The 25,753-nt window shown below is 31.8% G+C and carries 26 protein-coding genes and 2 rRNA genes (1 of these 28 running past the window's edge); 18 read left to right on the top strand and 10 right to left on the bottom strand.

Annotated elements, in window-relative coordinates:
- Positions 1–160: 160 nt before the first annotated feature.
- The 3 genes from ccsA to ACP15M_RS00145 form a co-directional block, all read right to left on the bottom strand.
- Positions 161–3,370, bottom strand: a complete 3,210-nt coding sequence (gene ccsA / locus ACP15M_RS00155) for a cytochrome c biogenesis protein CcsA (RefSeq protein ID WP_425075137.1) — start codon at positions 3,368–3,370, stop codon at positions 161–163.
- 107 nt (positions 3,371–3,477) lie between these two features.
- The gene (locus tag ACP15M_RS00150; protein ID WP_425075136.1) at positions 3,478–3,879 is read right to left on the bottom strand and encodes a group III truncated hemoglobin; all 402 of its coding nucleotides are present in this window, start codon (positions 3,877–3,879) and stop codon (positions 3,478–3,480) included.
- Between the two features lie 2 nt (positions 3,880–3,881).
- Positions 3,882–4,175, bottom strand: a complete 294-nt coding sequence (locus ACP15M_RS00145) for a hypothetical protein (RefSeq protein ID WP_425075135.1) — start codon at positions 4,173–4,175, stop codon at positions 3,882–3,884.
- Between the two features lie 75 nt (positions 4,176–4,250).
- Between ACP15M_RS00145 and ACP15M_RS00140 the strand changes: the two genes are divergently transcribed.
- From ACP15M_RS00140 to ACP15M_RS00115, 6 genes are read left to right on the top strand one after another with little or no spacing between them, the layout of a single operon-like run.
- The gene (locus ACP15M_RS00140) at positions 4,251–4,838 is read left to right on the top strand and encodes a Crp/Fnr family transcriptional regulator (RefSeq protein WP_425075134.1); all 588 of its coding nucleotides are present in this window, start codon (positions 4,251–4,253) and stop codon (positions 4,836–4,838) included.
- A 19-nt stretch (positions 4,839–4,857) separates the two neighbouring features.
- Positions 4,858–5,616 carry a Rossmann-like and DUF2520 domain-containing protein gene (locus ACP15M_RS00135; protein ID WP_425075133.1) on the top strand — a complete coding sequence of 253 codons (759 nt, stop codon included), beginning with the start codon at positions 4,858–4,860 and terminating at the stop codon, positions 5,614–5,616.
- Positions 5,606–6,136 carry a KdsC family phosphatase gene (locus ACP15M_RS00130; protein WP_425075132.1) on the top strand — a complete coding sequence of 177 codons (531 nt, stop codon included), beginning with the start codon at positions 5,606–5,608 and terminating at the stop codon, positions 6,134–6,136. Before ACP15M_RS00135 ends, ACP15M_RS00130 begins: the two co-directional genes overlap by 11 nt.
- Positions 6,137–6,170: 34 nt before the next feature.
- Positions 6,171–7,082, top strand: coding sequence for a geranylgeranylglycerol-phosphate geranylgeranyltransferase (locus ACP15M_RS00125; protein ID WP_425075131.1), 912 nt, complete (start codon positions 6,171–6,173; stop codon positions 7,080–7,082).
- 1 nt (position 7,083) lies between these two features.
- Positions 7,084–7,668, top strand: a complete 585-nt coding sequence (locus ACP15M_RS00120) for a Maf-like protein (protein WP_425075130.1) — start codon at positions 7,084–7,086, stop codon at positions 7,666–7,668.
- Positions 7,669–7,716: 48 nt separating this feature from the next.
- A complete protein-coding gene (locus ACP15M_RS00115; RefSeq protein ID WP_425075129.1) occupies positions 7,717–8,259 on the top strand; it encodes a mechanosensitive ion channel domain-containing protein in 543 nt (180 codons plus the stop codon).
- 56 nt (positions 8,260–8,315) lie between these two features.
- Here the strand turns inward: ACP15M_RS00115 and ACP15M_RS00110 are convergent, their stop codons facing one another.
- The 5 genes from ACP15M_RS00110 to dapF form a co-directional block, all read right to left on the bottom strand.
- The gene (locus ACP15M_RS00110) at positions 8,316–8,993 is read right to left on the bottom strand and encodes a peptidoglycan-binding protein LysM (protein ID WP_425075128.1); all 678 of its coding nucleotides are present in this window, start codon (positions 8,991–8,993) and stop codon (positions 8,316–8,318) included.
- Between the two features lie 109 nt (positions 8,994–9,102).
- On the bottom strand, positions 9,103–10,014 hold the full coding sequence (locus tag ACP15M_RS00105) for a DUF2279 domain-containing protein (RefSeq protein ID WP_425075127.1): 912 nt from the start codon (positions 10,012–10,014) through the stop codon (positions 9,103–9,105).
- Between the two features lie 2 nt (positions 10,015–10,016).
- Positions 10,017–11,060: an endolytic transglycosylase MltG gene (gene mltG / locus ACP15M_RS00100; RefSeq protein ID WP_425075126.1), complete on the bottom strand. Its 1,044-nt coding sequence runs from the start codon at positions 11,058–11,060 to the stop codon at positions 10,017–10,019.
- A 1-nt stretch (position 11,061) separates the two neighbouring features.
- Complete coding sequence (locus ACP15M_RS00095; RefSeq protein WP_425075125.1) at positions 11,062–11,586, bottom strand: GNAT family N-acetyltransferase; 525 nt, start codon at positions 11,584–11,586, stop codon at positions 11,062–11,064.
- Positions 11,583–12,359, bottom strand: a complete 777-nt coding sequence (dapF, locus tag ACP15M_RS00090) for a diaminopimelate epimerase (protein ID WP_425075124.1) — start codon at positions 12,357–12,359, stop codon at positions 11,583–11,585. Before dapF ends, ACP15M_RS00095 begins: the two co-directional genes overlap by 4 nt.
- Before the next feature lie 143 nt (positions 12,360–12,502).
- Between dapF and ACP15M_RS00085 the strand changes: the two genes are divergently transcribed.
- The 12 genes from ACP15M_RS00085 (at position 12,503) to ACP15M_RS00030 (ending at position 25,155) form a co-directional block, all read left to right on the top strand.
- Entirely contained in the window at positions 12,503–13,924 is a 1,422-nt protein-coding gene (locus tag ACP15M_RS00085; RefSeq protein ID WP_425075123.1) for a S1C family serine protease, read from the top strand.
- A gap of 189 nt (positions 13,925–14,113) precedes the next feature.
- Positions 14,114–15,562 carry a glyceraldehyde-3-phosphate dehydrogenase gene (locus ACP15M_RS00080; protein WP_425075122.1) on the top strand — a complete coding sequence of 483 codons (1,449 nt, stop codon included), beginning with the start codon at positions 14,114–14,116 and terminating at the stop codon, positions 15,560–15,562.
- Between the two features lie 147 nt (positions 15,563–15,709).
- The gene (locus tag ACP15M_RS00075) at positions 15,710–16,330 is read left to right on the top strand and encodes a tRNA (guanine-N1)-methyltransferase (protein ID WP_425075121.1); all 621 of its coding nucleotides are present in this window, start codon (positions 15,710–15,712) and stop codon (positions 16,328–16,330) included.
- Between the two features lie 167 nt (positions 16,331–16,497).
- Positions 16,498–17,097 carry a SatD family protein gene (locus ACP15M_RS00070; protein ID WP_425075120.1) on the top strand — a complete coding sequence of 200 codons (600 nt, stop codon included), beginning with the start codon at positions 16,498–16,500 and terminating at the stop codon, positions 17,095–17,097.
- A complete protein-coding gene (locus ACP15M_RS00065; protein WP_425075119.1) occupies positions 17,094–17,810 on the top strand; it encodes a DUF3307 domain-containing protein in 717 nt (238 codons plus the stop codon). The genes ACP15M_RS00070 and ACP15M_RS00065 overlap by 4 nt, the downstream gene beginning before the upstream one ends.
- Positions 17,811–17,894: 84 nt before the next feature.
- Entirely contained in the window at positions 17,895–18,572 is a 678-nt protein-coding gene (gene trmD / locus ACP15M_RS00060; protein WP_425075118.1) for a tRNA (guanosine(37)-N1)-methyltransferase TrmD, read from the top strand.
- Between the two features lie 366 nt (positions 18,573–18,938).
- Positions 18,939–19,289: a 50S ribosomal protein L19 gene (rplS, locus tag ACP15M_RS00055; protein ID WP_425075117.1), complete on the top strand. Its 351-nt coding sequence runs from the start codon at positions 18,939–18,941 to the stop codon at positions 19,287–19,289.
- Between the two features lie 720 nt (positions 19,290–20,009).
- Positions 20,010–20,582 carry a pentapeptide repeat-containing protein gene (locus tag ACP15M_RS00050; RefSeq protein WP_425075116.1) on the top strand — a complete coding sequence of 191 codons (573 nt, stop codon included), beginning with the start codon at positions 20,010–20,012 and terminating at the stop codon, positions 20,580–20,582.
- 144 nt (positions 20,583–20,726) lie between these two features.
- Positions 20,727–22,946, top strand: coding sequence for an NADP-dependent isocitrate dehydrogenase (locus ACP15M_RS00045; protein ID WP_425075115.1), 2,220 nt, complete (start codon positions 20,727–20,729; stop codon positions 22,944–22,946).
- A gap of 51 nt (positions 22,947–22,997) precedes the next feature.
- The gene (locus ACP15M_RS00040) at positions 22,998–23,927 is read left to right on the top strand and encodes a pyridoxal-phosphate dependent enzyme (RefSeq protein WP_425075114.1); all 930 of its coding nucleotides are present in this window, start codon (positions 22,998–23,000) and stop codon (positions 23,925–23,927) included.
- 192 nt (positions 23,928–24,119) lie between these two features.
- Positions 24,120–24,938 carry an N-acetylmuramic acid 6-phosphate etherase gene (gene murQ, locus ACP15M_RS00035; protein ID WP_425075113.1) on the top strand — a complete coding sequence of 273 codons (819 nt, stop codon included), beginning with the start codon at positions 24,120–24,122 and terminating at the stop codon, positions 24,936–24,938.
- Positions 24,928–25,155 carry a DUF6095 family protein gene (locus tag ACP15M_RS00030; RefSeq protein WP_425075112.1) on the top strand — a complete coding sequence of 76 codons (228 nt, stop codon included), beginning with the start codon at positions 24,928–24,930 and terminating at the stop codon, positions 25,153–25,155. Before murQ ends, ACP15M_RS00030 begins: the two co-directional genes overlap by 11 nt.
- 68 nt (positions 25,156–25,223) lie before the next feature.
- Here ACP15M_RS00030 and rrf read toward each other — a convergent pair.
- Together rrf and ACP15M_RS00020 are read right to left on the bottom strand one after the other, a co-directional pair.
- Positions 25,224–25,331, bottom strand: a 5S ribosomal RNA gene (gene rrf, locus ACP15M_RS00025).
- Between the two features lie 114 nt (positions 25,332–25,445).
- Positions 25,446–25,753, bottom strand: a 23S ribosomal RNA gene (locus ACP15M_RS00020) (it continues 2,511 nt past the right edge of the window).

Raw genomic sequence — 25,753 nt, 5'->3', positions numbered from 1 at the left:
TTCTACTCCTATAAACAAATGCAATAATGTTTATAGGAGTTTTTATAATTATACTTGTAGCGAATTATGAGTGAATTCTTATTATCGATACAAACTTTACTCATTTACAATCGTAAAATTTACTCGAATTGACGCTTTAAGAAAGCATGGATTTATAAAACTATTTTTTATAAAACTTGAGATATTTTCTGTAAGCTAGAAATCCTAGAAGCGCAACAGCAACTAAAGTTCCTGCAATGTACTGATAGCTTAAAATTTGCTGTCCAGATTGATAAGAATGTAATCCAGAAAGGTAGAAATTAACACCAAAGTATGTAAAGATGATAAATGCAATTCCAATTATAGACGCAAAATTAAATCCGAAACGACCTCTTAATCCTGGAATTAATCGCATATGAATAATGAAAGCATAAGCCATAATACTAATTAAAGCCCAAGTTTCTTTTGGATCCCAACCCCAATATCTTCCCCAACTTTCGTTTGCCCACATACCACCTAAGAAGTTTCCGATAGTCAACATCACTAAACCAACAGTTAATGCCATTTCATTGATGATGGTAAGTTCTTGAATATTAAGTGACATTTTTTGCTTATTCTTTTCAGTTGTAAAAATCATTAACAGCATTACTGTAACACCTAACACCATTCCTAAAGTAAATGGTCCATAACTAGCTACAATAACAGCCACATGAATCATTAACCAATAACTATCAAGAACAGGTTGTAAATTGGCAATTGCTGGATCTATCCAACTTAAATGTGCAACCATTAACAACATAGATGTTACAAAAGCTGTAGCAGCAATAGTGAGTAAACTTTTTCGTCCAAAAATCAATCCAAAAAGCATGGTAGCCCAAGCTACATAAATCATAGATTCATAAGCATCACTCCAAGGCGCATGACCAGAAATATACCATCTTACAATAAGTCCTAAAGTATGTAGCACAAATAAAATTAAAATGGTGTAGCTAAGTAACTTTATAAGGCGATCTATAATCGTGCTTTTATCTCTAAAAATTTGAACGATGAGTAGAATAAACATTAATACACCAGCATATAAATACCAAGTGAACAATCTTTTGAAAATATCGTATTTGTTATAAAGTATCTCTGCTTTAACTTTATCATCAGAAAGCATCACTTCACTTCCTAATTTTTCTTGATTCCTTTTAAAACCATCTAGTAATTTATTTGCAGTACTATAATCTCCTGTTTGCTTGGCTTTATACAACTCAGAAAGGTAGTAGCCAAAACTATTTTCAATAAACTTTCCGTAGATGGAATCATTGACTTTAGTTTCATACTGTTCTCTGTATTCAACTGGTGAAATCCATGTGTTTTTTTCATCATTCGGAATAGGAAAAATCTTTAATGAACGTCCTTCAATTGTATTAAAAAGCAAATTAATGCGTTGGTCTGTTTCTTTAAACTCTTTTTGAAATCCATTTGGAACTTGCGTTTTATATGCATCTTCTAAATAAGGTGCTAATTTATAGCTTCCATCCTCTTCAAGAAAATCTGTAATAGACACATATTTTTCACTTTCATCAACACCTATAATATGTCTTATTGAATCGGCTTTTCGTTTAGCTAAATATATTATTGGTACATTATACCAAAACAACGGACTTTCTTGCATAGAAAGCAAAACCTGATTAGGATCAAATTCTTCATAGTGATCTTTCTTGCTTACCTTTCGTAATACTTCAGAAGCAAAAGTATTCATAGGCATCATTCGACCGCTATAATCTTGAATTACTAATTCACCAAAGGATTCTGAATGCAGTTTAGGTGTAATATTCGCTCTTATTACTGAATCAATTTGAGCCTTAGTTGGCTTTACTATTTTAATCTCTTTTCCATGGTCATGACCATCATCTGCTGTATGCTCTTGAGCAAAACCAGTTAATCCGAAGCATAACAATAAAATGGTAATTAGCTTTGATTTTTTTACTTTAACCTTCTCTAGATTGCGCTTTAAATCTGCAAATCGTGTTCCTTTATCAAAAAGGATAGCCAGTAAACCAAAATACAATAATATGTATCCAAAATAAGTCACCCAAGTTCCCCATTGATCATGGTTTACTGAGAGCTTAGTCCCTTTTAAATCTGGATCAAAACTTGCTTGAAAAAAACGATAGCCTTTATAATTTAAAATATTATTCATATAAATATGAAAATCAAAATCATCTGCATTGTCTTCAACAACGGTTACTTTACTTTCAAAAGATGAGAAGCTGTCTTCTGTTCCTGGATAAACTTCAGCAATAAAATCGTTAAGCTTAATACTAAACGGAAGCTCTTTTACCATAGAACCATATTTTAAAGCAACATCTAAACCACCAACTTTAATCTGTTCAAATTGACCGCTAATATATTCTCCACCTAAAAGATTCACTTTTTTAGTTTCACCATTAGCAGTAATATTCATAACCACACCATCTTCGCTGCCTCTAAGCATTTGAGATCGCTTAACAAGCTCAAACTTTCCTTTGATGATAGGTTTAGGAAACACCATCGATAAATTAGCTATTTGATATCTTGAGCGTAATATTAATGGTTGAATTGAATCTTTAACTAACTGACCAGTAGCTCGAGTTGCCATGGTCATATAATCACCTTCAAATGGTGACTCAATTGAGATATTTCCTGAATTATCTGAGGTGATATTAACAGCACCTTTTTTAGGATTATTAAGCGTAAACACTAAGTTATGAATCAATTGATCTTCACCATCTTTTAAATAGTGATTATGAGGTTCACCTCCTGAAGATTCTACAATTTTTAAATACGACTCTCCTTCGTCATTTGGAAGGACATCTATTTCAGCACCTTTAATAAATTTTTCTAAAGCGACTTTAACTTCTGTTCCATTGTAATCGCTAGTGAATTCAAAATCATTGTCAAGGCGTTCAGAAAAATCAACACGTTTATTTACCACTTTACGTTGTGCTTTTCCATCAACAACAAAATCACCATCAATATAAGCTGTTACATAAATATCTCTGGTTAAAAAATTATTAGTGGTTTCTCCTTCTCTAATTGGCATCCAGCCTTCGTAACCAATATAACGTGTAATTCCAGCTCCAATAAAAATAAAGATGAACGCTAAATGTAAGGTTAGAGTTGCCCATTTCTTTTTACTAAACAATCGATATCTAAAGATATTACCAACAAAATTTACAGTAAATAATACCATAATGAGTTCAAACCACCAAGTATTATAAATGAGCTGTCTAGTATAAGGTGTTGGAGACGTTTCTTGATTGGCATCTAAAAAAGTACCTACTATCATTGCTACTGCAAAAACAATAAATAAAATACCTGTTAAACGTGTTGAAAATAGAATGTTGGTAATTTTTTTCTGCATAGCTTTCGTTTAAAGGTTAACGTGACTTTTTTAGCTGCGCAAAGGTAGCTATTTTAGTTCATTTCCTTCTATGAATTAATTTCAAAAATGTGTTAAAAATGACGTGTTTAATTCTGTCGTGCTTCAAAAATTTTAAGATACATAAAGGTTCCCATTTTTCTAGCTCTACGCTTTGCATTTTCAACAACCTCACCTTCAAATAGTTCGTCTAAAGTTTCAAACCAAAGATTAAGCCAAATACCAAAATGTAGTTCTGTAATAGAATGATAAAACTGCTTATCGACCTTAACATGTGCTTCTAAAGGATTTCCGTAATATTTATGTTTCAATCTTTTTGTCATAAACAAACTGGTTTCCCAAAATGTGGTAAGGTGATTTAAATGATGCTCCCAATCTTTTATCGTTTCATTAAAAAAAGAGCCTAATGTTTCATTTTGTCGCACTTTTTTATAAAATTCTGAAACCAATAAAGCTATATCTTCTCTATTTTGAATGTCTTTTTTATTCATTTTTAGCTTAATCTTATAACGTTTATTATAATTAACAATATATTAATTACAAGAGAGGTAATTAATGAATTAAACACAAATTTAAGCTTTAATTGTGCCAAAACTGATGCGTTAAAAAGCATAGCAGTAACAACACATAAAGTTAGTTCTAAAAAAGGGAAAAAATCGGGAGTACTATTCATTAAAATACACATTGCTGCAATAGAGCCAATGCAGCTTTGTAAGATGATTGTAACTGGAACATAAATTGTGTATCTCTTTTTAAATTCCTCTAATTGATTATTGTAAAAATTCATAATATTATAGTGTTTTTTATTAATACAAATTTCTATAAAGTATCTTTGTTTATTTATGATTCAAATCATAACACTATGATTCCTAATAACGTTCTAGAAACTTATAAAGCACGCATAAAAAAATATGCTAAAGGGCAAATCATTTTTAATGAGAAAGAGACAGCTAAATACTATTATCAAATTCAACACGGAAATGTAAAAATGCTGAACCTTACCAGAGATGGTAAAGAATTTATTCAAGGTTTTTTTTACGATGGAAATGCGTTTGGTGAGCCGCCTTTATTTACTGATTTTAAATATCCAGCATCAGCTGTATGCGTTGATGACACTTCGGTTTATTTGTTGCCAAAAACTTCCTTTTTTAAACTCTTAACAGCGCATCCAGAAATTCACTTAAACTTTACAACGATACTATGTAAACGTATGGTTTATAAAGCAAAAATAATGAAAGAGGTATCTATACATCCTCCTGAGCACAGAATAATTACCTTGCTTAATCATTTAAAAGAAACTTCTGGAAAGACCACTTTATACGAAGTCAACTTAACAAGACAACAAATTTCTGACCTTACAGGTTTAAGAGTTGAGACGGTTATTAGGTCTATAAAAAAATTAGAAAAATCCAATAAATTATCTATCAAGGATAGAAAGGTTTATCTCTAAATATCCTTATTTTAGCGACATGATTTCAGTAATACTATTAGGAGCAGGCAACGTTGCGACACATTTATATAAAGCATTTCAAGCGTCAAATGATGTAACAGTTAAGCAATGGTTTAACCGAAGTTTAAAACCGATTGAAACTTATAAAAACGAGGTCGAGATATTAGACGACATATCGCAACTTACCGAAGCCGACATTTACATTTTGGCTGTTAGTGATGATGCTATTTCTGAACTATCTTCAAAGCTACCTTTTGAAAACCGTTTCGTGGTGCATACCTCTGGAAGTGTTAATGCTTATGATATTGACAAAAAGAATAGACGTGGTGTGTTTTATCCGTTACAAACATTTTCTAAATCGGCAACTGTAGATTTTTCTGAAGTTCCTATTTGTTTAGAAACCTTAGTCAAAACGGATTATAAAACATTAAAGAGTCTAGCCATTAGTATTTCTAATCATGTGAAACGTGTCAATAGCGATCAACGTGCTTCTTTACATTTGGCTGCTGTTTTTGTAAACAACTTTACCAATCAGATTTATCGTGTTGCTCATGAAATTACAGAATCTCAAGGTGCTGAGTTTGATATGCTGAAGCCTCTAATTTTAGAAACTGCAAAAAAAGTACAGGACATGTCGCCTTATAAAGCACAAACTGGACCAGCAAAACGCAACGATAAAAAAACCATAAAAAAACACCTAAAAGCTTTAGAGAATGAGCATCATAAGGCTATCTATAATTTGTTAACCGAATCAATAAAAAAAACTCATGGAAGATAAAAGCTATAAAGAATATTTACACCACATTAACACCTTTATTTTTGATGTTGATGGCGTACTTACTGATGGCACTGTAACTGTTATGACCAATGGCGATATGCTGAGACGTATGAATATAAAAGATGGTTATGCGCTTAAAACTGCTGTAGATGCTGGCTATAATGTTTGCATCATTTCTGGCGGAAGTAATCTTGGTGTGCAAAAACGCTTAGAAAGACTAGGAATTAAAGACATTTATCTTGGAGTTCATAATAAGATAGATCAACTTAATGAATACAAAACCAATAAAAATCTGAAGCTAGAAAACATGCTTTATATGGGAGATGACATTCCAGATGTTCCTGTAATGAAACTAGTAGGATTACCAACTTGTCCACAAGATGCTGTGTATGAAATTAAAACCATCAGTAAATATATTTCGCATAGAAATGGTGGCAAAGGCGCTGTTAGAGATGTCATTGAACAAGTCATGAGAGTTCAAAACAAATGGGATGGCAACTTTGATGCTAAATACGATTAGTTCGAGAATATTACAACCTATAAATTTTTAGCACTTGCATATCTTAAACCTTATTCGCTACAAAAACTTATTACTAATTGTATTCGTGCAACTTTTAATTCGATTGGCTTTATTCGAACCTTTTCAAGTTGATGTAAAACTTAATATGATTGGCTTTACTCTACTTATGTTGGCAACCATTTGTATTGCAGCTGCTGGAAATATTATCAACGACATTTACGATATAGAAACCGATACAGTAAACAAACCAAACAACGTTATTGTCGGCAAATCAATTTCAGAAACTACAGCTTTTAATCTATTTATTGTTTTGAATATTATTGGTGTTGGCTTAGGATTTTATTTATCTCATAGTATTGGTAAAAGTCCGTTTTTTTCAATCTTTGTTATCATTTCGGCTGCATTATATGTTTATGCTTCTTTTTTAAAACGCACTCCGTTAATAGGCAATATTCTAATTTCAATTTTAGTTGCTATGAGTGTTCTTATTGTTGGTCTATTTGATTTAATACCTACAATTACTGAAAGTAATCGAGCAACTCAAATGACTTTTTTTAAAATTTTGATTGACTATGCTGTATTCGCATTTTTAATCAACTTAATTCGTGAGATGATAAAAGATATTGAAGATGTTGATGGCGATTACAAGGCTCAAATGAATACACTTCCAATTGCTATTGGTCGTGAACGTGCCAAATATATTACTTTAGTTATTAGCTTACTTCCCATTGCTGCTATTGTCTATTACATAACCACTTATTTATATAAACATCAAATTGCTATTGGTTATTTTTTAGTTTTTGTTTTTGCTCCATTAGTGTATGCTTCAATAAAGATGTATTTAGCAACAACAAAATCTCATTTTAAACATATTAGCATGGTTTATAAAATTATTATGCTCTTCGGAATGTTGTCTATGCTACTTTATTCTTATATATTAAAATGATATGTTAAACGATACACTGAAAAATCATCACTTAATTTTAGCTTCAGGTTCGCCTAGAAGACAACAATTTTTTAAAGACTTAGGTCTTGATTTTGAAGTTCGTTTAAAACCTATTAAAGAAGAATATCCTAATCGGTTAAGACATTTTGAAATCAGTGATTATTTAGCGCAGTTAAAATCGCTTCCGTTTAAAGACGAATTGCAGCCTAATGATATTTTAATTACAAGTGACACCATCGTTTGGAACAACAACAAATCACTAGGCAAACCTTCCACAAAAGAAGAAGCCTTTCAAATGCTTCAATCTATGAGTAATAAAACTCATGAGGTCATTACTTCGGTTTGTTTTACAACATCTTCAATTCAAAAAACTGTCAATGCCATAACAAAAGTTACTTTTAAAGAACTAACTAAAAACGAAATTGATTTCTACATTGAAAATTATAAACCTTTTGATAAAGCTGGAGCTTATGGTATTCAAGAATGGATTGGTCATATAGGCATTACAAGTATTGAAGGTTCTTATGCTAATGTTGTTGGTTTACCAACACATCTAGTTTATAAAACACTAAATCATTTAGTTTAATTCAGCTTAATCTAGCTTATCTTTGTTTTTCACTATAACTAATCAGCTATGTTTTTTGAAATTTATAAAACAGAATTAATTACAACAATAATTATATTACTAATTCTTTTTACAATTAGAATTATTACTAATACAGTAATTAGAAAAATTGGTCGTAATAGTGGTATTAATGACGCTCGAATTAAATTGATTTGTCGTTATGTTTCTGTTACTCTATTGTTCATCGCTTTGCTTATTGAAGCCTTTGTATTTGGAGCAGAATTAAAAGAGCTTACTTTAATTTTTTCTTCAATATTTGCTGTTATTGGTATTGCTCTTTTTGCGATTTGGTCTATTTTGAGTAATATCACTTCAGGAATTATCATGTTTTTTAATTTCCCTTATAAGGTTGGTGATAAAATAGAAATCCATGACAAAGATTTTCCAATCAAAGCCATTATTGAAGACATAAGAGCTTTTCAGTTACACTTACGGTTAGACAATGGAGACTTAGTGACTTACCCAAATAACTTAATACTTCAAAAGGCAGTAACACTTGTTGAAAAAAATGCCATTGATGATTTTTTTGATGACGGAAGTGATGCTGTATAAAAAAACCTCGAAGTGTTTCTTCAAGGTTTTTAAATATCTATAAATTATTGTTTTCTCTATAAAACAGCTTTAGCTTTTCTATCTGGAATGATTGAAGAGGTATCATATCCTGAAAACTTCTTCATATAATGTTTTACAGTAGAACCATAAGCATCCGAAAAATTCTGGTTGCCGTAACTTCTCAAAAACTTTTTTACACTTCCAGGACCTGCTAAATGTGCAGCTGCTAAAATTCCTGATTCTGTAATTAAAATACCATTGATTTTTTTTCCATCAAAACGCTTGATATCTTTTCTTAAAATCCATTTATTACGTTCGGCATTTGCTAAAAATGCTTTTTCTTGTAATTCTGGATTAGATAAAAACTGATTCGGATTGTAAATTCCAATTAATTTTAAAGTTTCAGCACCAAACTGATACTTTCCTAAATAACCTAAGGTGTTTACTGTAAAATAATTTCCTCTAGATTCTTTAAAAGCTACAGCTTCTTTAAAACCTGTATACGATTTTCCTAAATATGGAAAATAAGCATGTCTCTTTTGGAAAGGGTTTGACAAATGTGTTTCAGTCGTTTCAGAAGCTAAATTTAACTCATGTTGCACTGTAAAATCTAGTTCTAACCCTTCAGTTGAATACATAGCAACATCTAGAGAAGGGCTAGGTTTTAGTGCTAAAAACATAACACTACAAATAGCTAGAGGGATAGCAAAATAATTACTTACTTTTTTAATCATAATAGCTAATTTATATAAGGTAAAATTTGTCCCCTTTTGTACCTTATAATTTCAGCATGCAAATATACGCTTTTTTTTAAATTACTGAAAACTAGCTGTTAAACTGTTGTTAAAAGTAGATATAATGCAGTTTTAGACCTTTTTTATCGTTGAATTCCAATGCAGGAAAAGGTACTTTTATCGTGTTAAAAACGTCAAACAACGATTGCAACAACCTAGAATTTGTCTTAATTTTAGACAAATCGACGTCCAAACTCAGGTAAAATTGACGCTGTCTATTCTGACTTATAAAAAAGTTATCAACGATTTCATTTTTTCCAGTTAACATACCTTCGCCTCCATAACCAAATGCTACATTTAACCATTTAGGAAGTTGACTTGATTTAAAAAATGAATTTACATTAGCACTCAACCAATAGGTTTGTCCGTTGTAATCTTTTAAAACCTCTTCTAGAAATCCGTCACCTAACTTATCAGGACGTTGCGACGCATATTTGGTTTGATGAAACGAATACTTTAATAAGATGCGTTGCTCATTCCAAAGTAATTCTTGTCCTATATATAAACCTGTACCTGCTGCATTAGCAGCCATATCAGACCATGAAAATCCCCATTCTGCACTATAACCATCTAAAACCTCAACTGCAGTTAAAAAGGTAAATCCTAAGGTTGCTCCATAAATTAATTGATCTTTTTTTCGAACTCCACTCCATTTTAAAACATCTGCACCAATCTTTCCTAATTGATAAGCAGAAAACACATGGCCAAATTTATCCATTTGCAACCATTCATCAGCATCGTTAATTGTATGAAACTTTGATCGTTCATAATCGGCATACCATAATTGATTTAAACCTAATAAGGTTAAGGTTCCTAAAGATGCTTCAGTAATAACTACTCCATTTCGTCGAGACACATTTAAAGTGTCGCTAGGCTTTAAAAAAGTGTCTAATTTAGATTGTGAAAACGATTGAAGCACACAAATAAAAAGAACGCAAGTATGTATCCAACGATACTTCACTCCTATCTATTTATGCCTTGAGAAGATAAATATCTCTGGTATTCTCTCGCATTAACATTATGTTGTGCTAGAGTTTTTGCAAACTTATGAAAACCTGGTTTTTTAGCATTAGCTGCAAAGTATAAGTATTTATGTTTTTCGTAATTTAATACAGCATCAATTGCAGAAATATCTGGCATCGCAATTAAGCCTGGAGGCAAACCAGCATATTTATAGGTGTTATAAGGTGACTCGATTTCTTTATGAATATTTAGCACTCTTTTAATGATGGTGTTTTTATATTTTGGAAGCTGATATGCTGCAAATTTTAAAGTAGGATCGGCTTGTAATGGCATTCCTATCTTTATTCGGTTTATATAAACTCCTGCTATTCGAGGTTGTTCACTGGCTTGTTTTGATTCTTCGTAAACAATTGAAGCTAAAGTCATCACTTCATCTCTTGATAATCCAATAGCTTTAGCTTTAGCATTGCGATCGCTATTCCAAAATCGGTTGTATTCTTTAAGCATTCGGTCTCTAAATGTTACTCCAGATGAGTTCCAAAACACCTCATAACTATTCGGAATATACATGCCTAAAGCCGTTTTTTTAGTAAATCCACTAGATTTTAAAAATTCTGCATCAGTCATTGCTTCTAAAAGAGATAAGCTATCAGCTTCAATTTGCTGACTTACACGACCTGCTAACTTTTCAAGAGATTCCTGATTATTAAACGATAATTTAACAGGCAAATTTCCAATTCGAATAGAATTGATAATATCGTTATTGCTCATGCCTTTTTTTATCACGTGCTTTCCTGCTTTTAGGTGTGTTGTATATTTTTTCTGAAGCGCAAGTGCGTCAAAAGATTCAATATCAATTAACAAAGGTTCTAACTGTTCTCTTACATCTTCATACGTAGCATTTGAAGACACATAAATATATGCTTCTTCATTATTAAATGCTGTATTAGGCTTAAACATTGCATCATATACAAAATATGCAAAATATGCAGCTACCAATAAACCTATAATGGCAATTGCCCAAAGTATTTTTTTTATATACATATTATTTTAAAATTCGTTGTAAGAGGTATTCATTTTTATAAACTCCATGAATCAAATTCCAGTCTTTTTTTAGTCCTATAATTTCAAAGCCTTGATTTTGAAATAATTTTAAACTCAAGGTATTATCTTCAGAAACATTGCAATACAATTGTTTTAAATCTAAGTGATTATCTGAATATTCAATTAATAATTTTAAAGCTTCTTTGCCATAACCTTGTTGTCGGTTAATTTCATCTTTAATTAAAACACCTATTCCTGCACGTTTATTCTTAAAATCGAAATCAAATAAATCTATAAGTCCGATGGCTACATCTTCAACATTACAAATCACTAAACGCAATTGTTTTGCTTCAAAAATATCTTTATGCGCATTGGCAAGATACTGTTCGATTAAAAACTTAGAATAAGGTGTGATGGTATTACTAATTTCCCAAACCGATTGATCATTTTCAATTTCATAAATAAACTCTAAGTCTTCAGGTTCTAAAGCGCGTAAATACATATGTTGTCCTTTGAGGTTAATCATGATATCTCACCTTTAAACACTTGAGTTGCTGCACCAACTAGCCAGATATTTTTGTAACCTTTATCTGCTTTTTCAAACGATACTTTTAGAAGTCCACCTTCGGTTTGCAATTCAATAGTATTACTTTTAGTTTCACCCAAAGTATGCATTGCCAAAGCTACTGCAGTTACACCTGTTCCGCAAGACAAGGTTTCATCTTCAACACCACGTTCGTAGGTTCTCACAGAAAAATTATGATTTGAATTTTTACAAACAAAATTAACATTACTACCAGATTCGTTGTAAGGCGATCCATATCTAATTGCTCGTCCTTTGGTTTTAACATCTAATGCTTCGAGTTGTGTTTCGAGTTGCACATGATGAGGCGAACCTGTATCTAAAAACACATGAGATTTATGATTTTCGACAGTTAATACATCTTGCATTTTTAAACTCACAATGTCGTTACTAATTGTAGCTTCATGCAAACCATCAATAGCTTCAAAGGTTGCAGAATTTGCGATAATGCCTAAATACTTGGCAAAAGCCGTAATGCATCGTCCACCATTGCCACACATGGAACTTTCATTTCCATCAGCATTAAAATACACCATCTTAAAATCTAAGGAATCATGTTCTTCTAAAAGAATCAATCCATCAGCTCCAATACCAAAGCGTCTATCGCACAAAAATGCAATGTATTTGGTATCATTTTTATTGAAAAATTGTTGACGATTATCAATCATCACAAAATCATTTCCTGTTCCTTGATATTTGTAAAACGTTATTGTCATCTCGATGCAAATATAGGAATAATGCCACGATAATTACGTTGTTAAATACGCGTTAAAAGCGACGTTAAAAATCGTTAAAATTGAATTTGAAAATCAATAAATAATTAATTTTAATCGTTACCTAATTATTAAATATTTTAAATATGAAAAAAATCTTAACCTTAGTATTTGTTTCAGTATTAGGTGGAATTATAACATTATCTGCCTACAAACTATTTATAGAGAAAGAATCATCAACTGTTGCTGTAAAGTCATCTGTTGAGCAACCTTTCTTTGTGCCAACAAATTATAAAGCAACGCACGCAAATTTAGCTACAGAAGAACTTCCTAATTTTATAACAGCAGCAGACAAAACTGTAGATGCTGTTGTACACGTAAAAAACACAGCTTTAGTATCTTCTCCAATGAGTTTACAAGATTTGTTTTTTGGAAGACAGCAATCTAAACGCGCACAAATAGGAACTGGAAGTGGTGTAATTATTTCTCCAGATGGCTACATTATAACGAATAATCATGTGATAGCTGGTTCCGAATCGATATCAATAACTTTAAATGATAACAAAATTTATGAAGCTGAACTCGTTGGAACTGACGAAAAAACAGACATTGCACTTTTAAAAGTTGAACCTGAAAATGATTTACCATTTATCACCTTTGGCGATTCTGATGCAGCTCAAATTGGCGAATGGGTTTTAGCTGTTGGCAATCCGTTTAATTTAACCTCTACAGTAACTGCTGGCATTATTAGTGCAAAAGCTAGAGATTTATCAGGACAGAATTCGCAATCGTTCATTCAAACTGATGCTGCTGTAAATCCAGGAAATTCTGGAGGTGCTTTGGTAAACTCAAATGGTGAACTCGTTGGAATCAATACAGCTATTACGTCGCAAACTGGTTCGTATATTGGTTATTCGTTTGCTGTACCAAGTAATATTGCTCGAAAAGTTGTAGAAGATATTATTGAATTTGGGAATGTTCAAAATGGTATTTTAGGTGTTTCGCTACTTAATTCAAATTCAAAAGAAGCCATAGAAAAAGGCTTAAATGAAATTAATGGTGTGTATGTTGCTGATGTTACCGAACAATCTGGAGCAGAAAAAGCAGGCATTAAAACTGGAGACATTATAAAAAGAATAGATAATATTGAAATTTCTAAGTTTTCAGATTTAAGTGGTTACTTAAAAACTAAGCGACCAAACGATGTTGTAAATGTAGAGATTATTAGAAATGATGAAATAAAAACCATTCCAGTAGAATTGTCTAAAACAGACATTCTTACCATTGATTTTATGAATATGGAATTGAAAAACCTTTCAGAAGAACGCAAAACTAAAAACAATATAAATTATGGCGTTGAAGTTATTAGAAATAATAATGATTGGTTATCAGAAAATCTTGGTGTTTCTTCAAAATACATTATTACAGATATTAATAATATTAAAATTAAAAGTATTGAAGATATTTCGAGATTAAAACAAAAATATGGTCCTAATATAGAACAGTATGTAAAAAAAATAGGACTTATTAATAAACATGGAGAACGCGAGCAATATCTAATTCGTTAAACATTAAACCTCCTATAACAAAACCCATTAAAGTAATATTTAATGGGTTTTTTATTTTTCATAAAAACATCACGAAAACGTTTGAAATATATTATTTTTGCAAACTGAAACAGAGACGTTATTCCTTTTTATTAATTAAAAAAAGGAAGCGTTAAAACGAAACAAACAACACACACTAAATTTAAAACAATGAGTTTGAACGGAACTTATGAAAACGAATTAGCTTTTCAAGCAGATCGAAGAAGAGCAACTGTAGAATTTATCAAAATCGTAAGCGACCTTTGGTACGACAAATCGATTGAATTGGTCTTATTTAGAAACCAATTAATAGATCGAAACGTTAGCGAAATTCTAAACCTTCACGAGTATGCTGGAGAATTTGTGCAAAAACCAATTTCTATCTTTGATTCGGTTGAAATAGCACAAGCTATTAAAACTTTAGACCTTCCTCCTGCTAAATTAGACATCGGTAAATTAACTTATGAGTTTCATTTAGAAGATCAAAAATATAGCGATGCCACTAGTTTTGTTGCTGAAAAACTAAAAGATGCCAAGAAAAATAAAGACATACAGCCAAAAGATGTTGTCCTTTATGGTTTTGGTAGAATTGGTCGTTTAGTAGCAAGAGAATTAATGACTAAAACAGGAAAAGGAAGTCAGATGCGTTTAAGAGCCATTGTAACTCGTGGTGCAATTGATGAAACGGTTTTAGAAAAAAGAGCATCCTTATTAAGAAATGATTCTGTACATGGTGAGTTTTCGGGAACTGTTGTTGCTGATGCAAAAAACAGTGCTTTAATCATTAACGGAACCACCGTTAATATCATTTCGGCCAATGCACCAGAAGATATCGATTATACCAAATATGGTATCAAAGATGCTTTAGTTATTGATAATACTGGAGCCTTTAGAGATAAAGAAGCTTTAAGCAGACACTTAAAATCTAAAGGTACAAGCAAAGTATTATTAACTGCACCAGGAAAAGGTGTACCAAATATTGTTCATGGTGTAAACCACTTAGAGAATGATCCAGATAAGGTTGATATTTTCTCAGCTGCATCATGTACAACCAATGCAATTACACCAATTTTAAAAGCTGTTGAAGATACTTATGGTGTTATTAGTGGTCACTTAGAAACTATTCATGCCTATACAAATGACCAAAATTTAGTAGATAATTTCCATAAAAAATACAGACGTGGACGTGCTGCTGGATTAAATATGGTTATTACTGAAACTGGAGCTGGAACTGCAGTAAGTAAAGCATTACCTTCTTTTGAAGGAAAACTAACATCAAATGCTATTCGTGTTCCTGTACCAAATGGCTCTTTAGCTATTTTAAACTTAGAATTAGAAAAGGAAACCTCTATTGATGCTATGAATGCCATCATGAAAAAGTATGCATTAGAAGGTGATTTAGTCGAACAAATTAAATATGAAATGAGTGACGAATTGGTATCTAGCGATATCGTTGGAAGTTCTGCTCCTTCAATTTATGATAGCAAAGCTACCATAGTAAGAACTAGTGGTAAAAATGCAATACTATATGTATGGTATGATAATGAATATGGTTATAGTCATCAAGTTATTAGATTAGCCAAATACATTTCTAAAGTAAGGCGTTTTGCATATTATTAATAGATAAAACATCTAAAAACTAAAATAGATCGTAAATAAATTAGCCTCACAAATTGTGAGGCTAATTGTTTTATATTTTTGAAGTAGGTCTTCATAATTTTATTATATTGTTGCCTAATAATCACATTATTAATTTTACTAACCAAAATGAAATTATTTAAAACGCTATTACTTTCATTATTTGCTGCATCCTTCATTAATGTCAGCGCACAAAATACAGATGAATCAGAAAAACTATCACTAAATAGTGGTACTATTGATAGTCAGTTTGAATATGTTTTCAGAAAATCTGGAAACTTTAAAGGCACAAAAGGCCAAAAATATGAAGCAGTAAAACAAGCTTGGCTATTTAAACTAAAAGCTAATGTTTTAGATTCACTAAAAACCACGTACCAAGAGCTTGATAAAACACAAACTGTAGTAACAACTCAAGCCAAAACTATTGACGATCTAAATGCTGAATTAGCCAATACCAAAACAGAATTAACAAATACCATTGCTGAAAAAGACAGTATGCAATTATTTGGTATGCAAATGACCAAACCTAATTACAGTTTAGTGCTTTGGAGTATTGTTGGCGTACTATCTGCTCTACTTTTATTTTTCATTTACAAGTTTAGAAACAGTAATGCCATTACAAAGCAAGCTAAACTGTCTTTAGCAGAAACTGAAGAAGAATTTGAAGAACACAGACGTATTGCTTTAGAGCGTGAACAAAAAGTGAGGCGTCAGTTACAAGATGAGATTAATAAGCAAAAAAACGCTTAGTAAACAACGCTCTTCTTCTAAAAACTTCTAGTATATTTTCACAATAGTGATTCATACTTATTGTGATTATCGATTTAAAAGCCTATTATTTTTATTATCGGATAAAAAGCCGATATACTTGCGTATCGTTAAATAATCCGATATATTTGTGCTAAACCCATAAATAAATGGTTGCAGTAATAACAGGAGATATTATTAATTCGAGAAAAGAAGAAGTCAAAAACTGGCTTGGTACACTTAAAGGTATTCTTAATTATTATGGTGAAGAACCAAAAGATTGGGAAATATTTAGAGGTGACAGCTTTCAGCTTCTAATAGCTCCTGAAAAGGCAATGCTATGTGCTATTCATATTAAATCTGCAATCAAACAAATAAAATCGTTAGATGTACGAATGGCAATTGGTATAGGCAACGAAAAATACAAATCATCAAAAATAACCGAATCAAACGGTTCTGCTTATATAAGATCTGGTGACTGCTTTGAAGCATTAAAAAAACAAACACTTGCTATAAAGTCTAATAACGAAAATTTTGACGAAACGATTAATGTCATGTTGAGTTTATCACTGTTAATAGCAAACAACTGGAGCAGCACAGTAGCAGAAGTGATAAAAACTACAATAGAAAACAGCAACAAAAACCAAAACTATTTAGCACAACTACTAAACAAATCACAAAGTAGCATAAGCGAAGCTCTAAAAAGAGGCGGATTTGAAGAAATCATGAATATGAATAACTTTTACGTTAAACAAATTTCTAAGTTATGATATTACTATCTCTAAAATTATTAATAGCGCATATTCTTGGTGATTTTGTATTACAACCAGATCGTTGGGTAAAGCATAAGAAAAAGAAAAAGCATAAATCAAAGTTTTTATATTTTCATGGATTGGTTCACTTATTATCTCTACTTATTTTATTACAATTTAACTGGTCGTATTGGCCATACTATATATTAATTGTAGTGAGTCATGTAATAATTGATGTCATCAAACTAAACCTTGAAGGAAAAATAAATACTAGACTATTATTTATAATAGATCAACTACTACATTTAATCATAATAGGTCTAGTGGTTTATTTAAACAATCCAATTACAATCAATTTTGAACACATATATTCTAAAGAAGTATTACTTTTTATACTTGCTATATTATTAATAACCTATGTATGCTCAATAATTATGAAGATGATAATGAGCAAATGGAATTTAAAGGAAGACAATTCTGAAGATTCTTTAAAGAATGCTGGAAAGTATATTGGCATATTAGAACGTCTTTTCGTTTTTGGATTTATAATACTAAACCAATGGAGTGCTATTGGTTTATTAATAACTGCAAAATCTGTTTTTAGATTTGGAGATCTCTCAAGAGCAAAAGACAGAAAGCTTACCGAATATATGTTAATAGGTAGTTTAATTAGTTTTGGTTTAGCCATACTAATTGGTTTAGCGTATTCCTATGTAATTAAAAAATGCTAATTCAATAAACCCATCTTACTAGCATACCTTATTTCTATTAATATCTTCTTAAATCGTGTATCTTTGTCAGTCATAAATTGAATCATGCGTATAGACATCATAACCGTTTTACCAGAATTAATTAAGAGTCCGTTTGAAGCCTCTATCCTTAAACGTGCTATTGAAGCCAATTTGGTGAGTGTACATTTTCATAATTTAAGAGATTATGCCTCTGGAAATTATAAAGCTATTGACGACACACAGTTTGGTGGTGGCGCAGGAATGGTGATGATGATTGAACCTATTGATAAATGTATTTCAAAATTACAATCAGAAAGAGAGTACGATGAAATTATCTATATGACACCAGATGGTGAACGGTTAAATCAAAGTATAGCGAATCAAATCTCATTAAAAGAAAACATTATTATTTTGTGCGGACATTACAAAGGTGTAGATCAACGTGTTCGTGATAAATTTATAACCAAAGAAATTTCTATTGGAGATTACGTATTGTCTGGTGGAGAATTAGGTGCTGCAGTATTATGCGATGCTGTAATTAGATTAATTCCAGGTGTTTTAGGAAACGAAACCTCTGCCCTAACCGATTCGTTTCAAGACGGATTATTAGCTCCTCCAATTTATACCAAGCCAAGAGAATATGATGGCATGAAAGTACCAGAAGTGTTGTTTAGTGGTAACTTTCCTGAAATTGAAAAATGGCGAGAAGCAGAAGCCTATAAACGGACTAAAGACAGACGACCAGATTTGTTAGATGGTTAGGTATTAGGTGTTAGGTGTTAGGTGTTAGGTGTTAGGTGAAATCACGAATTATTTTAAAGTCTTCAATAGTAGTACTTTTCTAACTTTCAAACTTTATAACCTTATAACTTTACAACTCAAATCGTGTTAAGGATTGCAGCATTGTTGGAGCTCTTTTTAATGTCTTTTTGAGCTTATCGAAGCATCTCAACAACATTAAAAAAGCGACTGCGAAAAGCCTGACTCTACAAAGTAGAGGAACACCCAAAAAAAATTAATTAATAATTGTGCATTATCAATTATTAACTATCTTTGCTGCCACTTTTGGATTAACCTCTGGCGAAAATCGTGAATGTTGGTTTGAAATAATTATTTAAACACAAAAAAATGAGTTCTTTAGTAAAATTTGTACAAGACGAATTTGTAACAAGAAATGAATTTCCTGAATTTGGAGCTGGTGATACAATAACTGTATACTACGAAATTAAAGAAGGAAGCAAAACACGTACACAGTTTTTTAGAGGTGTTGTACTACAACGTAAAGGTTCTGGAACTTCAGAAACTTTTACCATTAGAAAAATGTCTGGAACAATTGGTGTAGAGCGTATCTTTCCAATTAATTTACCAGCACTTCAAAAGATTGAAGTGAACAAAAAAGGAAAAGTTAGAAGAGCTAGAATCTACTACTTTAGAGGTCTTACTGGTAAAAAAGCAAGAATTAAAGAAGTTAGAAAATAAGTTTCTAAACTATAAACAACTAAAAAACCTTGATTTTGATATTTTAGAATCAAGGTTTTTTGGTTATCAACTTTTGTTAATAACTATGGTTTATAAAATGTGAATATCTAAACACATTAAAAATTTGTAATTATACAACAAAATCATACTTTAGCTAAACAATTAACAACAAACTCTGTTTGGTTTTGAATAAAATTTTGAATTTATGTTAAATTGTAATAAAGCAACGTTCTTTATATATTAATTGTTTTTTGAGGTTTTGGAGTCGCAGGTGTATGCGTGTTAGACAAAAAAACCATGAAATTTTTGAGTTGCTGAATGCGTGAGCAGTTGGCAAATTGAAAATGGAAAGCTTTGAAAAAGTATCAGTAGCGAAAGCGAATGTGAACAGGATGAGCAATGTCTTTGTAGTATCTTACGTGAAAACGAACGAATAACAACAAAGAGATCAAGAAAAACAATTAAAACCGAAACAAAGTAATAACAGGTCAATACATTTTGAAAGTTAAGAAATGTTTCTTTTGAGTTAGTGACACTTGAACCGAAAGGAAATGTGGGAATGTGAATTCAGCGATTTCAGTTTTAGCAGCAATGTTAAATAGGTCACGTAAAACTAAATCAAAAAAAGCCATGTCAGCGTAGTTTTGCTACTGTGATATGGCTTTTGTTTTTTTAAACTCCTTAGCTTTTACTACTTTTAGCATCTAGCTAATTCTATACATGGATTTAAATTTTATAAGTGATAAAACATTTTCTGGTAATTCTTATACATCTGAAGCTTTACCAAAAGGCGAATATGATAATTGTACGTTTGTAAATTGTGATTTTTCAGAATCCTACTTAAGCAACATCAGTTTTTTAGAATGTGAATTTATTGATTGCAACTTAAGCATGGTAAAAACAAAAGATACTGCTTTAAAAGATGTTGTTTTTAATAATTGTAAACTTGTTGGCTTTCCTTTTCAAGACTGTAACCCTTTTTTATTTGAAGTAAAGTTTTATGAATGCCAATTAAATCTATCCTCTTTTTTTAATTTAAAGCTAAAAGCGACAACTTTTAAGTCTTGCTCGCTTGAACAAACCGACTTTACCAATTCTGATTTGAGTCAATCAAGATTTAATAAATGTAATCTTCATCACACTATTTTTGATAATACCAATTTGGAAAATGTAGATTTTACAAGCGCATATAATTTATCGATTGATCCCGAAAAAAATCGCATAAAAAACGCACATTTTTCAAAAGATAATGCTTTAGGTCTACTAAACATTTACCAAATAAAAATAGATTGACTTTATATAAAATAAAATTCTACTTATAGAATACTTTTTTTTTCAATTTCAAATCCTAATTTTCACTTTATTAGCTATTAGTTTTTTGTATATTTGCTAGGCTTAAAAATTAGGCAATTCTCATTACAATAAACTCTAAACTTTATGGCAAATACACCAACTATCATCTATACAAAAACAGACGAAGCACCAGCATTAGCAACACATTCGTTATTACCTATTATAAAATCTTTTACAGCATCTTCTGGTATAAATATAGAGCTTAGAGATATTTCTTTAGCAGGAAGAATATTAGCTGTTTTTCCTGAATTTTTAACTGAAGATCAACGTGTTCCAGATGCCTTAAAAGAATTAGGTGATTTGGCTAAATTACCTGAAGCAAATATTATTAAATTACCAAATATTAGTGCTTCAGTTCCGCAATTAAAAGCTGCCATTGAAGAATTACAAAATCAAGGTTTTAAATTACCTAACTATCCCGATGAACCTAATACAACTGAAGACAAACAAATTCGTGCGCGTTACGATAAAATTAAAGGAAGCGCAGTAAACCCTGTACTTCGTGAAGGAAACTCTGATAGACGAGCTCCAAAAGCAGTTAAGAATTTTGCGAAAAAGAATCCGCATTCTATGGGTTCATGGTCTTCAGATTCTAAAACTCATGTGGCTACAATGACTCATGGTGATTTTCGTCACAACGAAAAGTCGGTTACTGTTGCTAATGCTACAGATGTAAAAATTATACATACTGATGCTTCTGGAAACCAAACAACACTCAAAGAACGTGTAGCATTGCTTGAAGGCGAAATTATAGATGCTTCTGTAATGAGTAAAAAAGCATTATTAGATTTCCTGAAACGTGAAGTTAACGATGCAAAAGACAAAGGTATTTTGTTTTCATTACACATGAAAGCAACGATGATGAAGGTGTCTGACCCTATTATATTTGGTCACGCTGTTCGTGTATTTTTTGCAGATTTATTTGAAAAACATGGTGACACTTTTGAAGCCATTGGTGTTGATGTTAATAATGGTTTTGGCAATCTATTAAGCAACCTTGAAGAATTACCAGAAGAAAAACGATTGCAAATTGAAAATGATATTAAAACTGCTTTCGATAATGCTCCAGATGTTGCTATGGTAAATTCTGATAAAGGCATTACCAACCTTCATGTGCCAAGTGATGTCATTATTGATGCCTCAATGCCAGCCATGATTCGTACTTCTGGACAAATGTGGAATGCCCAAGGCAAACAACAAGACACCAAAGCTGTCATTCCAGACAGTAGCTATGCAGGATTATACACTGCTACTATAGATTTCTGTAAAACTCATGGTGCTTTCGATCCAACTACAATGGGAACAGTTCCTAATGTTGGACTTATGGCTCAAAAAGCTGAAGAATATGGATCTCATGATAAAACCTTTGAAATCACTTCAGATGGAACCGTTGAAGTTATTGATACTTCAGGAACTGTATTAATATCACATGATGTCGAAACAGGAGACATATGGAGAATGTGCCAGGTAAAAGATGCTCCAATTCAAGATTGGGTAAAACTAGCAGTAACAAGAGCGAGAGCATCACAAACACCAGCTGTATTTTGGTTAGACGCTCAAAGAGCACATGATGCTGAATTAATTAAGAAAGTTAATCTATATTTAAAAAATCATAAAACCGATGATTTAGATATTAGAATCCTCTCTCCTATTGAAGCAACAAAATTCACTCTAGTTAGAGTTAAAAACGGAGAGGATACTATTTCGGTTACAGGAAACGTATTACGTGATTATTTAACAGATTTGTTCCCTATTTTAGAATTAGGAACGAGTGCAAAAATGTTATCTATTGTTCCGTTAATGAATGGTGGTGGCTTATTTGAAACAGGAGCTGGTGGATCTGCTCCTAAGCACGTACAACAATTTAATAGTGAAAATCATTTGCGCTGGGATTCCTTAGGTGAATTTTTAGCACTTGCTGTTTCACTTGAACACTTTGGAGAAGTTAATCATAATACTAAAGCGAAAGTGCTTTCTGAAACTTTAGATGATGCTACTGAAAAATTATTAGCAGAAGGCAAATCACCTTCAAGAAAAGTAAACGAATTAGATAACAGAGGTAGTCATTTCTACTTGGCTTTATTTTGGGCTGAAGCTTTAGCAAATCAAACTCAAGATTCAAGTTTAAAAGATGAATTTTCTAGAATCTACAATAGCTTAAAAACTCATGAAACCAAAATAGTTGAAGAGCTAAATTCTGTTCAAGGCCAACCTATAGACATTGGAGGATATTATAATCCAAATGAAATTGAGACCTTTTCGGCTATGCGACCAAGTGAAACTTTCAATGAAATTTTGAATTAAAACTTATCTAAAAAGACCATTTAACAATGGTCTTTTTTATTACACTAAAGAATGACCAAAGCAGGTTTAAAATCATGCCACGAAAGAATCAAACCTTTTATTCATAATACTCCTGTATTAACTTCAAGGCTTATTAATACGCTTGTAGATGCAGAACTTTATTTTAAATGTGAAAATTTTCAAAGAGCTGGAGCCTATAAAATTCGTGGTGCCACTAATGCTATAATGCAACTTTCAGAAGCACAACAACAAAATGGAGTTGTGACACATTCTTCAGGAAATTTTGCGCAAGCTTTATCTCTAGCAGCTAAGAGTTTAAATATCAAGGCTTATATCGTTATGCCTTCAAATTCACCTCAAGTTAAAAAAAATGCTGTATTAGAATATGCTGGCGAAGTGGTTGAATGTGAACCTACAATTGAAGCTAGACAAACTACAGCTAATCAAATAGCCAGTGCTACTGGAGCAACTTTTATTCATCCTTCAAATGATCCAAATGTTATTTTAGGACAAGGAACTGCAGCATTAGAGTTACTTCAAGAGCATCCAAATCTTGATGCTATATTTTGCCCTGTTGGTGGTGGTGGATTAATTGCTGGAACGGCTTTAGCAGCTACACATTTTTCTCAGCACTGCCAAGTATATGGTGGAGAACCTTTAGAAGCAGATGATGCATATCGCTCACTTTTAAGTGGAAAAATAGAAACAAATATTACAGCAAATACTATAGCAGATGGATTAAGAACTCAGTTAGGTTCTCATAATTTTCCTATTATTAAAAAACATATACAACAAATCATCAGAGTTTCAGAAAATGAAATCATTGAAGCCATGCTACTCATTTGGGAACGTATGAAGATTTTAATAGAACCTTCGAGCGCTGTTGCTTTTGCTGCCATTTTAAAAGAAAACTTTAAAAATCAAAAAATAGGAGTGATTATCTCTGGTGGAAATGTAGATGTAAATAACTTACCCTTTTAAAGTAATAAATCTATAAATTCACCTATACATACTGTCGTAGATTAATTTATCATTTTGTGCGTTACCCTTATTCGCACATAAAATATGTACAAACAAGGGTCGTGCTATTCGTTGTATCTTTTTTGAAAAAAACTCAAAAAAGGATGTCACTACTATCACTAACGCAGAAGAAAAAATAGTTATTTTTACAATATGACATTTATAAAAACAACAGAACAAGATTCAAATTATAACCATTTAGAAAAAATGAGTCTAAATGAAATATTGAATCATATCAACTCTGAAGATAAAACAGTACCTCAAGCTGTTGAGAAAGCATTGCCACAAATTGAAAAACTAACAGAGCAAATTATTCTTAAACTAAAAAATGGAGGAAGGTTATTCTACATTGGTGCAGGAACTAGCGGCCGATTAGGAATCTTAGACGCTTCAGAATGTCCACCAACCTTTGGTGTCCCACACGAACTAGTTGTTGGGTTAATTGCAGGTGGAGATTCAGCAATTCGAAAGGCCGTAGAATTTGCTGAAGATTCAACAACACAAGGATGGGAAGACTTAAAATCTTACAAAATATCTTCAAAAGATATTGTAGTAGGTATTGCTGCATCAGGAACAACTCCTTACGTTATTTCAGCATTAAAAAAGTGTAATCAAGAAAATATTATTACAGGTTGTATTACTTGTAATAAAAATAGTCCACTCACAAGTGTGTCTAAGTACCCTATTGAAGTTATTGTAGGTCCAGAATTTGTCACTGGTAGCTCAAGAATGAAAGCTGGAACTGCTCAAAAATTAGTCTTGAATATGATTTCAACTTCTACCATGATTAAGCTAGACAAAGTAAAAGGCAATAAAATGGTAGACATGCAACTAAGCAATAACAAACTGGTAGACAGAGGAATAAAAATACTTATTAGAGAGCTGCACATTAGCTCAGAAGAAGCTAAAAATTTATTAGAAAAACATAAAAACGTTAGAGCAGCAATAAAAAATTACACAAATGGAAACTAAAAAAACGAATAAAGAACTTTTAGTTAAAGGGTTAAAAACTATGGGAATCGCTTTAGTTTTTATGTTTCTTGGCCCTACTTTTGTTTATATAGCATTCAGTAATTCAGAAAAATTACTTTATATTCCAATTCTTATTCTAGGATTCACTATTTGTATTCTAGCAGTTTTCTTTTCCTTTAAAGGTCTCCACACAATTATGAGCAGTCTATTTGATTAAGAGCTGGTATTGGGAGATAATATATAAAAAGAAAAACGCCCTTACTAAACTATAGTAAGGGCGTTTAAAAAAGGCGACGACCTACTCTCCCACAAATGCAGTACCATCGGCGCAAATGGGCTTAACTTCTCTGTTCGGAATGGTAAGAGGTGAGCCCCATCGCTATAACCACCTTAAATTTTTATCCTAAACTTGTTCAGGATATGGTTGTTATAAATAATCAACACTAATATTGTTGACATATTGAGAAAATTACATAAAAAGTTTGTTTGTACTCTAAAAAACAGGTGTACAATAAGCCTATGGGTTATTAGTACTACTTGGCTATGACATTACTGCCTTTACACCTATAGCCTATCAACGTGGTCATCTTCCACGACCCTTTAAAGAAATCTCATCTTGTGGTAGGTTTCGCGCTTATATGCTTTCAGCGCTTATCCTTTCCCAACGTAGCTACTCTGCAATGCCACTGGCGTGACAACAGATACACCAGAGGTTAGTCCAACTCGGTCCTCTCGTACTAGAGTCAGATCCACTCAAATTTCTAACGCCCACAGTAGATAGAGACCGAACTGTCTCACGACGTTCTGAACCCAGC

The sequence above is a fragment of the Psychroserpens sp. S379A genome (assembly GCF_049800755.1).
Taxonomy (GTDB): domain Bacteria; phylum Bacteroidota; class Bacteroidia; order Flavobacteriales; family Flavobacteriaceae; genus Psychroserpens.
Note: the sequence above shows the minus strand (reverse complement) of the source record. Positions and strands in the feature narration are given on the sequence as shown.

Bases quoted from the DNA above. Each gene is read 5' to 3' on its own strand.
- ACP15M_RS00110 (WP_425075128.1), bottom strand. From the start codon at position 8,993: ATGATTAAAAAAGTAAGTAATTATTTTGCTATCCCTCTAGCTATTTGT.
- ACP15M_RS00120 (WP_425075130.1), top strand. From the start codon at position 7,084: ATGTTAAACGATACACTGAAAAATCATCACTTAATTTTAGCTTCAGGT.
- ACP15M_RS00070 (WP_425075120.1), top strand. From the start codon at position 16,498: ATGGTTGCAGTAATAACAGGAGATATTATTAATTCGAGAAAAGAAGAA.
- ACP15M_RS00150 (WP_425075136.1), bottom strand. From the start codon at position 3,879: ATGAATAAAAAAGACATTCAAAATAGAGAAGATATAGCTTTATTGGTT.
- ACP15M_RS00115 (WP_425075129.1), top strand. From the start codon at position 7,717: ATGTTTTTTGAAATTTATAAAACAGAATTAATTACAACAATAATTATA.
- ACP15M_RS00085 (WP_425075123.1), top strand. From the start codon at position 12,503: ATGAAAAAAATCTTAACCTTAGTATTTGTTTCAGTATTAGGTGGAATT.
- rplS (WP_425075117.1), top strand. From the start codon at position 18,939: ATGAGTTCTTTAGTAAAATTTGTACAAGACGAATTTGTAACAAGAAAT.
- ccsA (WP_425075137.1), bottom strand. From the start codon at position 3,370: ATGCAGAAAAAAATTACCAACATTCTATTTTCAACACGTTTAACAGGT.
- dapF (WP_425075124.1), bottom strand. From the start codon at position 12,359: ATGACAATAACGTTTTACAAATATCAAGGAACAGGAAATGATTTTGTG.
- ACP15M_RS00135 (WP_425075133.1), top strand. From the start codon at position 4,858: ATGATTTCAGTAATACTATTAGGAGCAGGCAACGTTGCGACACATTTA.
- ACP15M_RS00040 (WP_425075114.1), top strand. From the start codon at position 22,998: ATGACCAAAGCAGGTTTAAAATCATGCCACGAAAGAATCAAACCTTTT.
- ACP15M_RS00075 (WP_425075121.1), top strand. From the start codon at position 15,710: ATGAAATTATTTAAAACGCTATTACTTTCATTATTTGCTGCATCCTTC.
- ACP15M_RS00140 (WP_425075134.1), top strand. From the start codon at position 4,251: ATGATTCCTAATAACGTTCTAGAAACTTATAAAGCACGCATAAAAAAA.
- ACP15M_RS00065 (WP_425075119.1), top strand. From the start codon at position 17,094: ATGATATTACTATCTCTAAAATTATTAATAGCGCATATTCTTGGTGAT.
- ACP15M_RS00050 (WP_425075116.1), top strand. From the start codon at position 20,010: ATGGATTTAAATTTTATAAGTGATAAAACATTTTCTGGTAATTCTTAT.
- murQ (WP_425075113.1), top strand. From the start codon at position 24,120: ATGACATTTATAAAAACAACAGAACAAGATTCAAATTATAACCATTTA.
- trmD (WP_425075118.1), top strand. From the start codon at position 17,895: ATGCGTATAGACATCATAACCGTTTTACCAGAATTAATTAAGAGTCCG.
- mltG (WP_425075126.1), bottom strand. From the start codon at position 11,060: ATGTATATAAAAAAAATACTTTGGGCAATTGCCATTATAGGTTTATTG.
- ACP15M_RS00145 (WP_425075135.1), bottom strand. From the start codon at position 4,175: ATGAATTTTTACAATAATCAATTAGAGGAATTTAAAAAGAGATACACA.
- ACP15M_RS00130 (WP_425075132.1), top strand. From the start codon at position 5,606: ATGGAAGATAAAAGCTATAAAGAATATTTACACCACATTAACACCTTT.
- ACP15M_RS00045 (WP_425075115.1), top strand. From the start codon at position 20,727: ATGGCAAATACACCAACTATCATCTATACAAAAACAGACGAAGCACCA.
- ACP15M_RS00095 (WP_425075125.1), bottom strand. From the start codon at position 11,586: ATGATTAACCTCAAAGGACAACATATGTATTTACGCGCTTTAGAACCT.
- ACP15M_RS00030 (WP_425075112.1), top strand. From the start codon at position 24,928: ATGGAAACTAAAAAAACGAATAAAGAACTTTTAGTTAAAGGGTTAAAA.
- ACP15M_RS00080 (WP_425075122.1), top strand. From the start codon at position 14,114: ATGAGTTTGAACGGAACTTATGAAAACGAATTAGCTTTTCAAGCAGAT.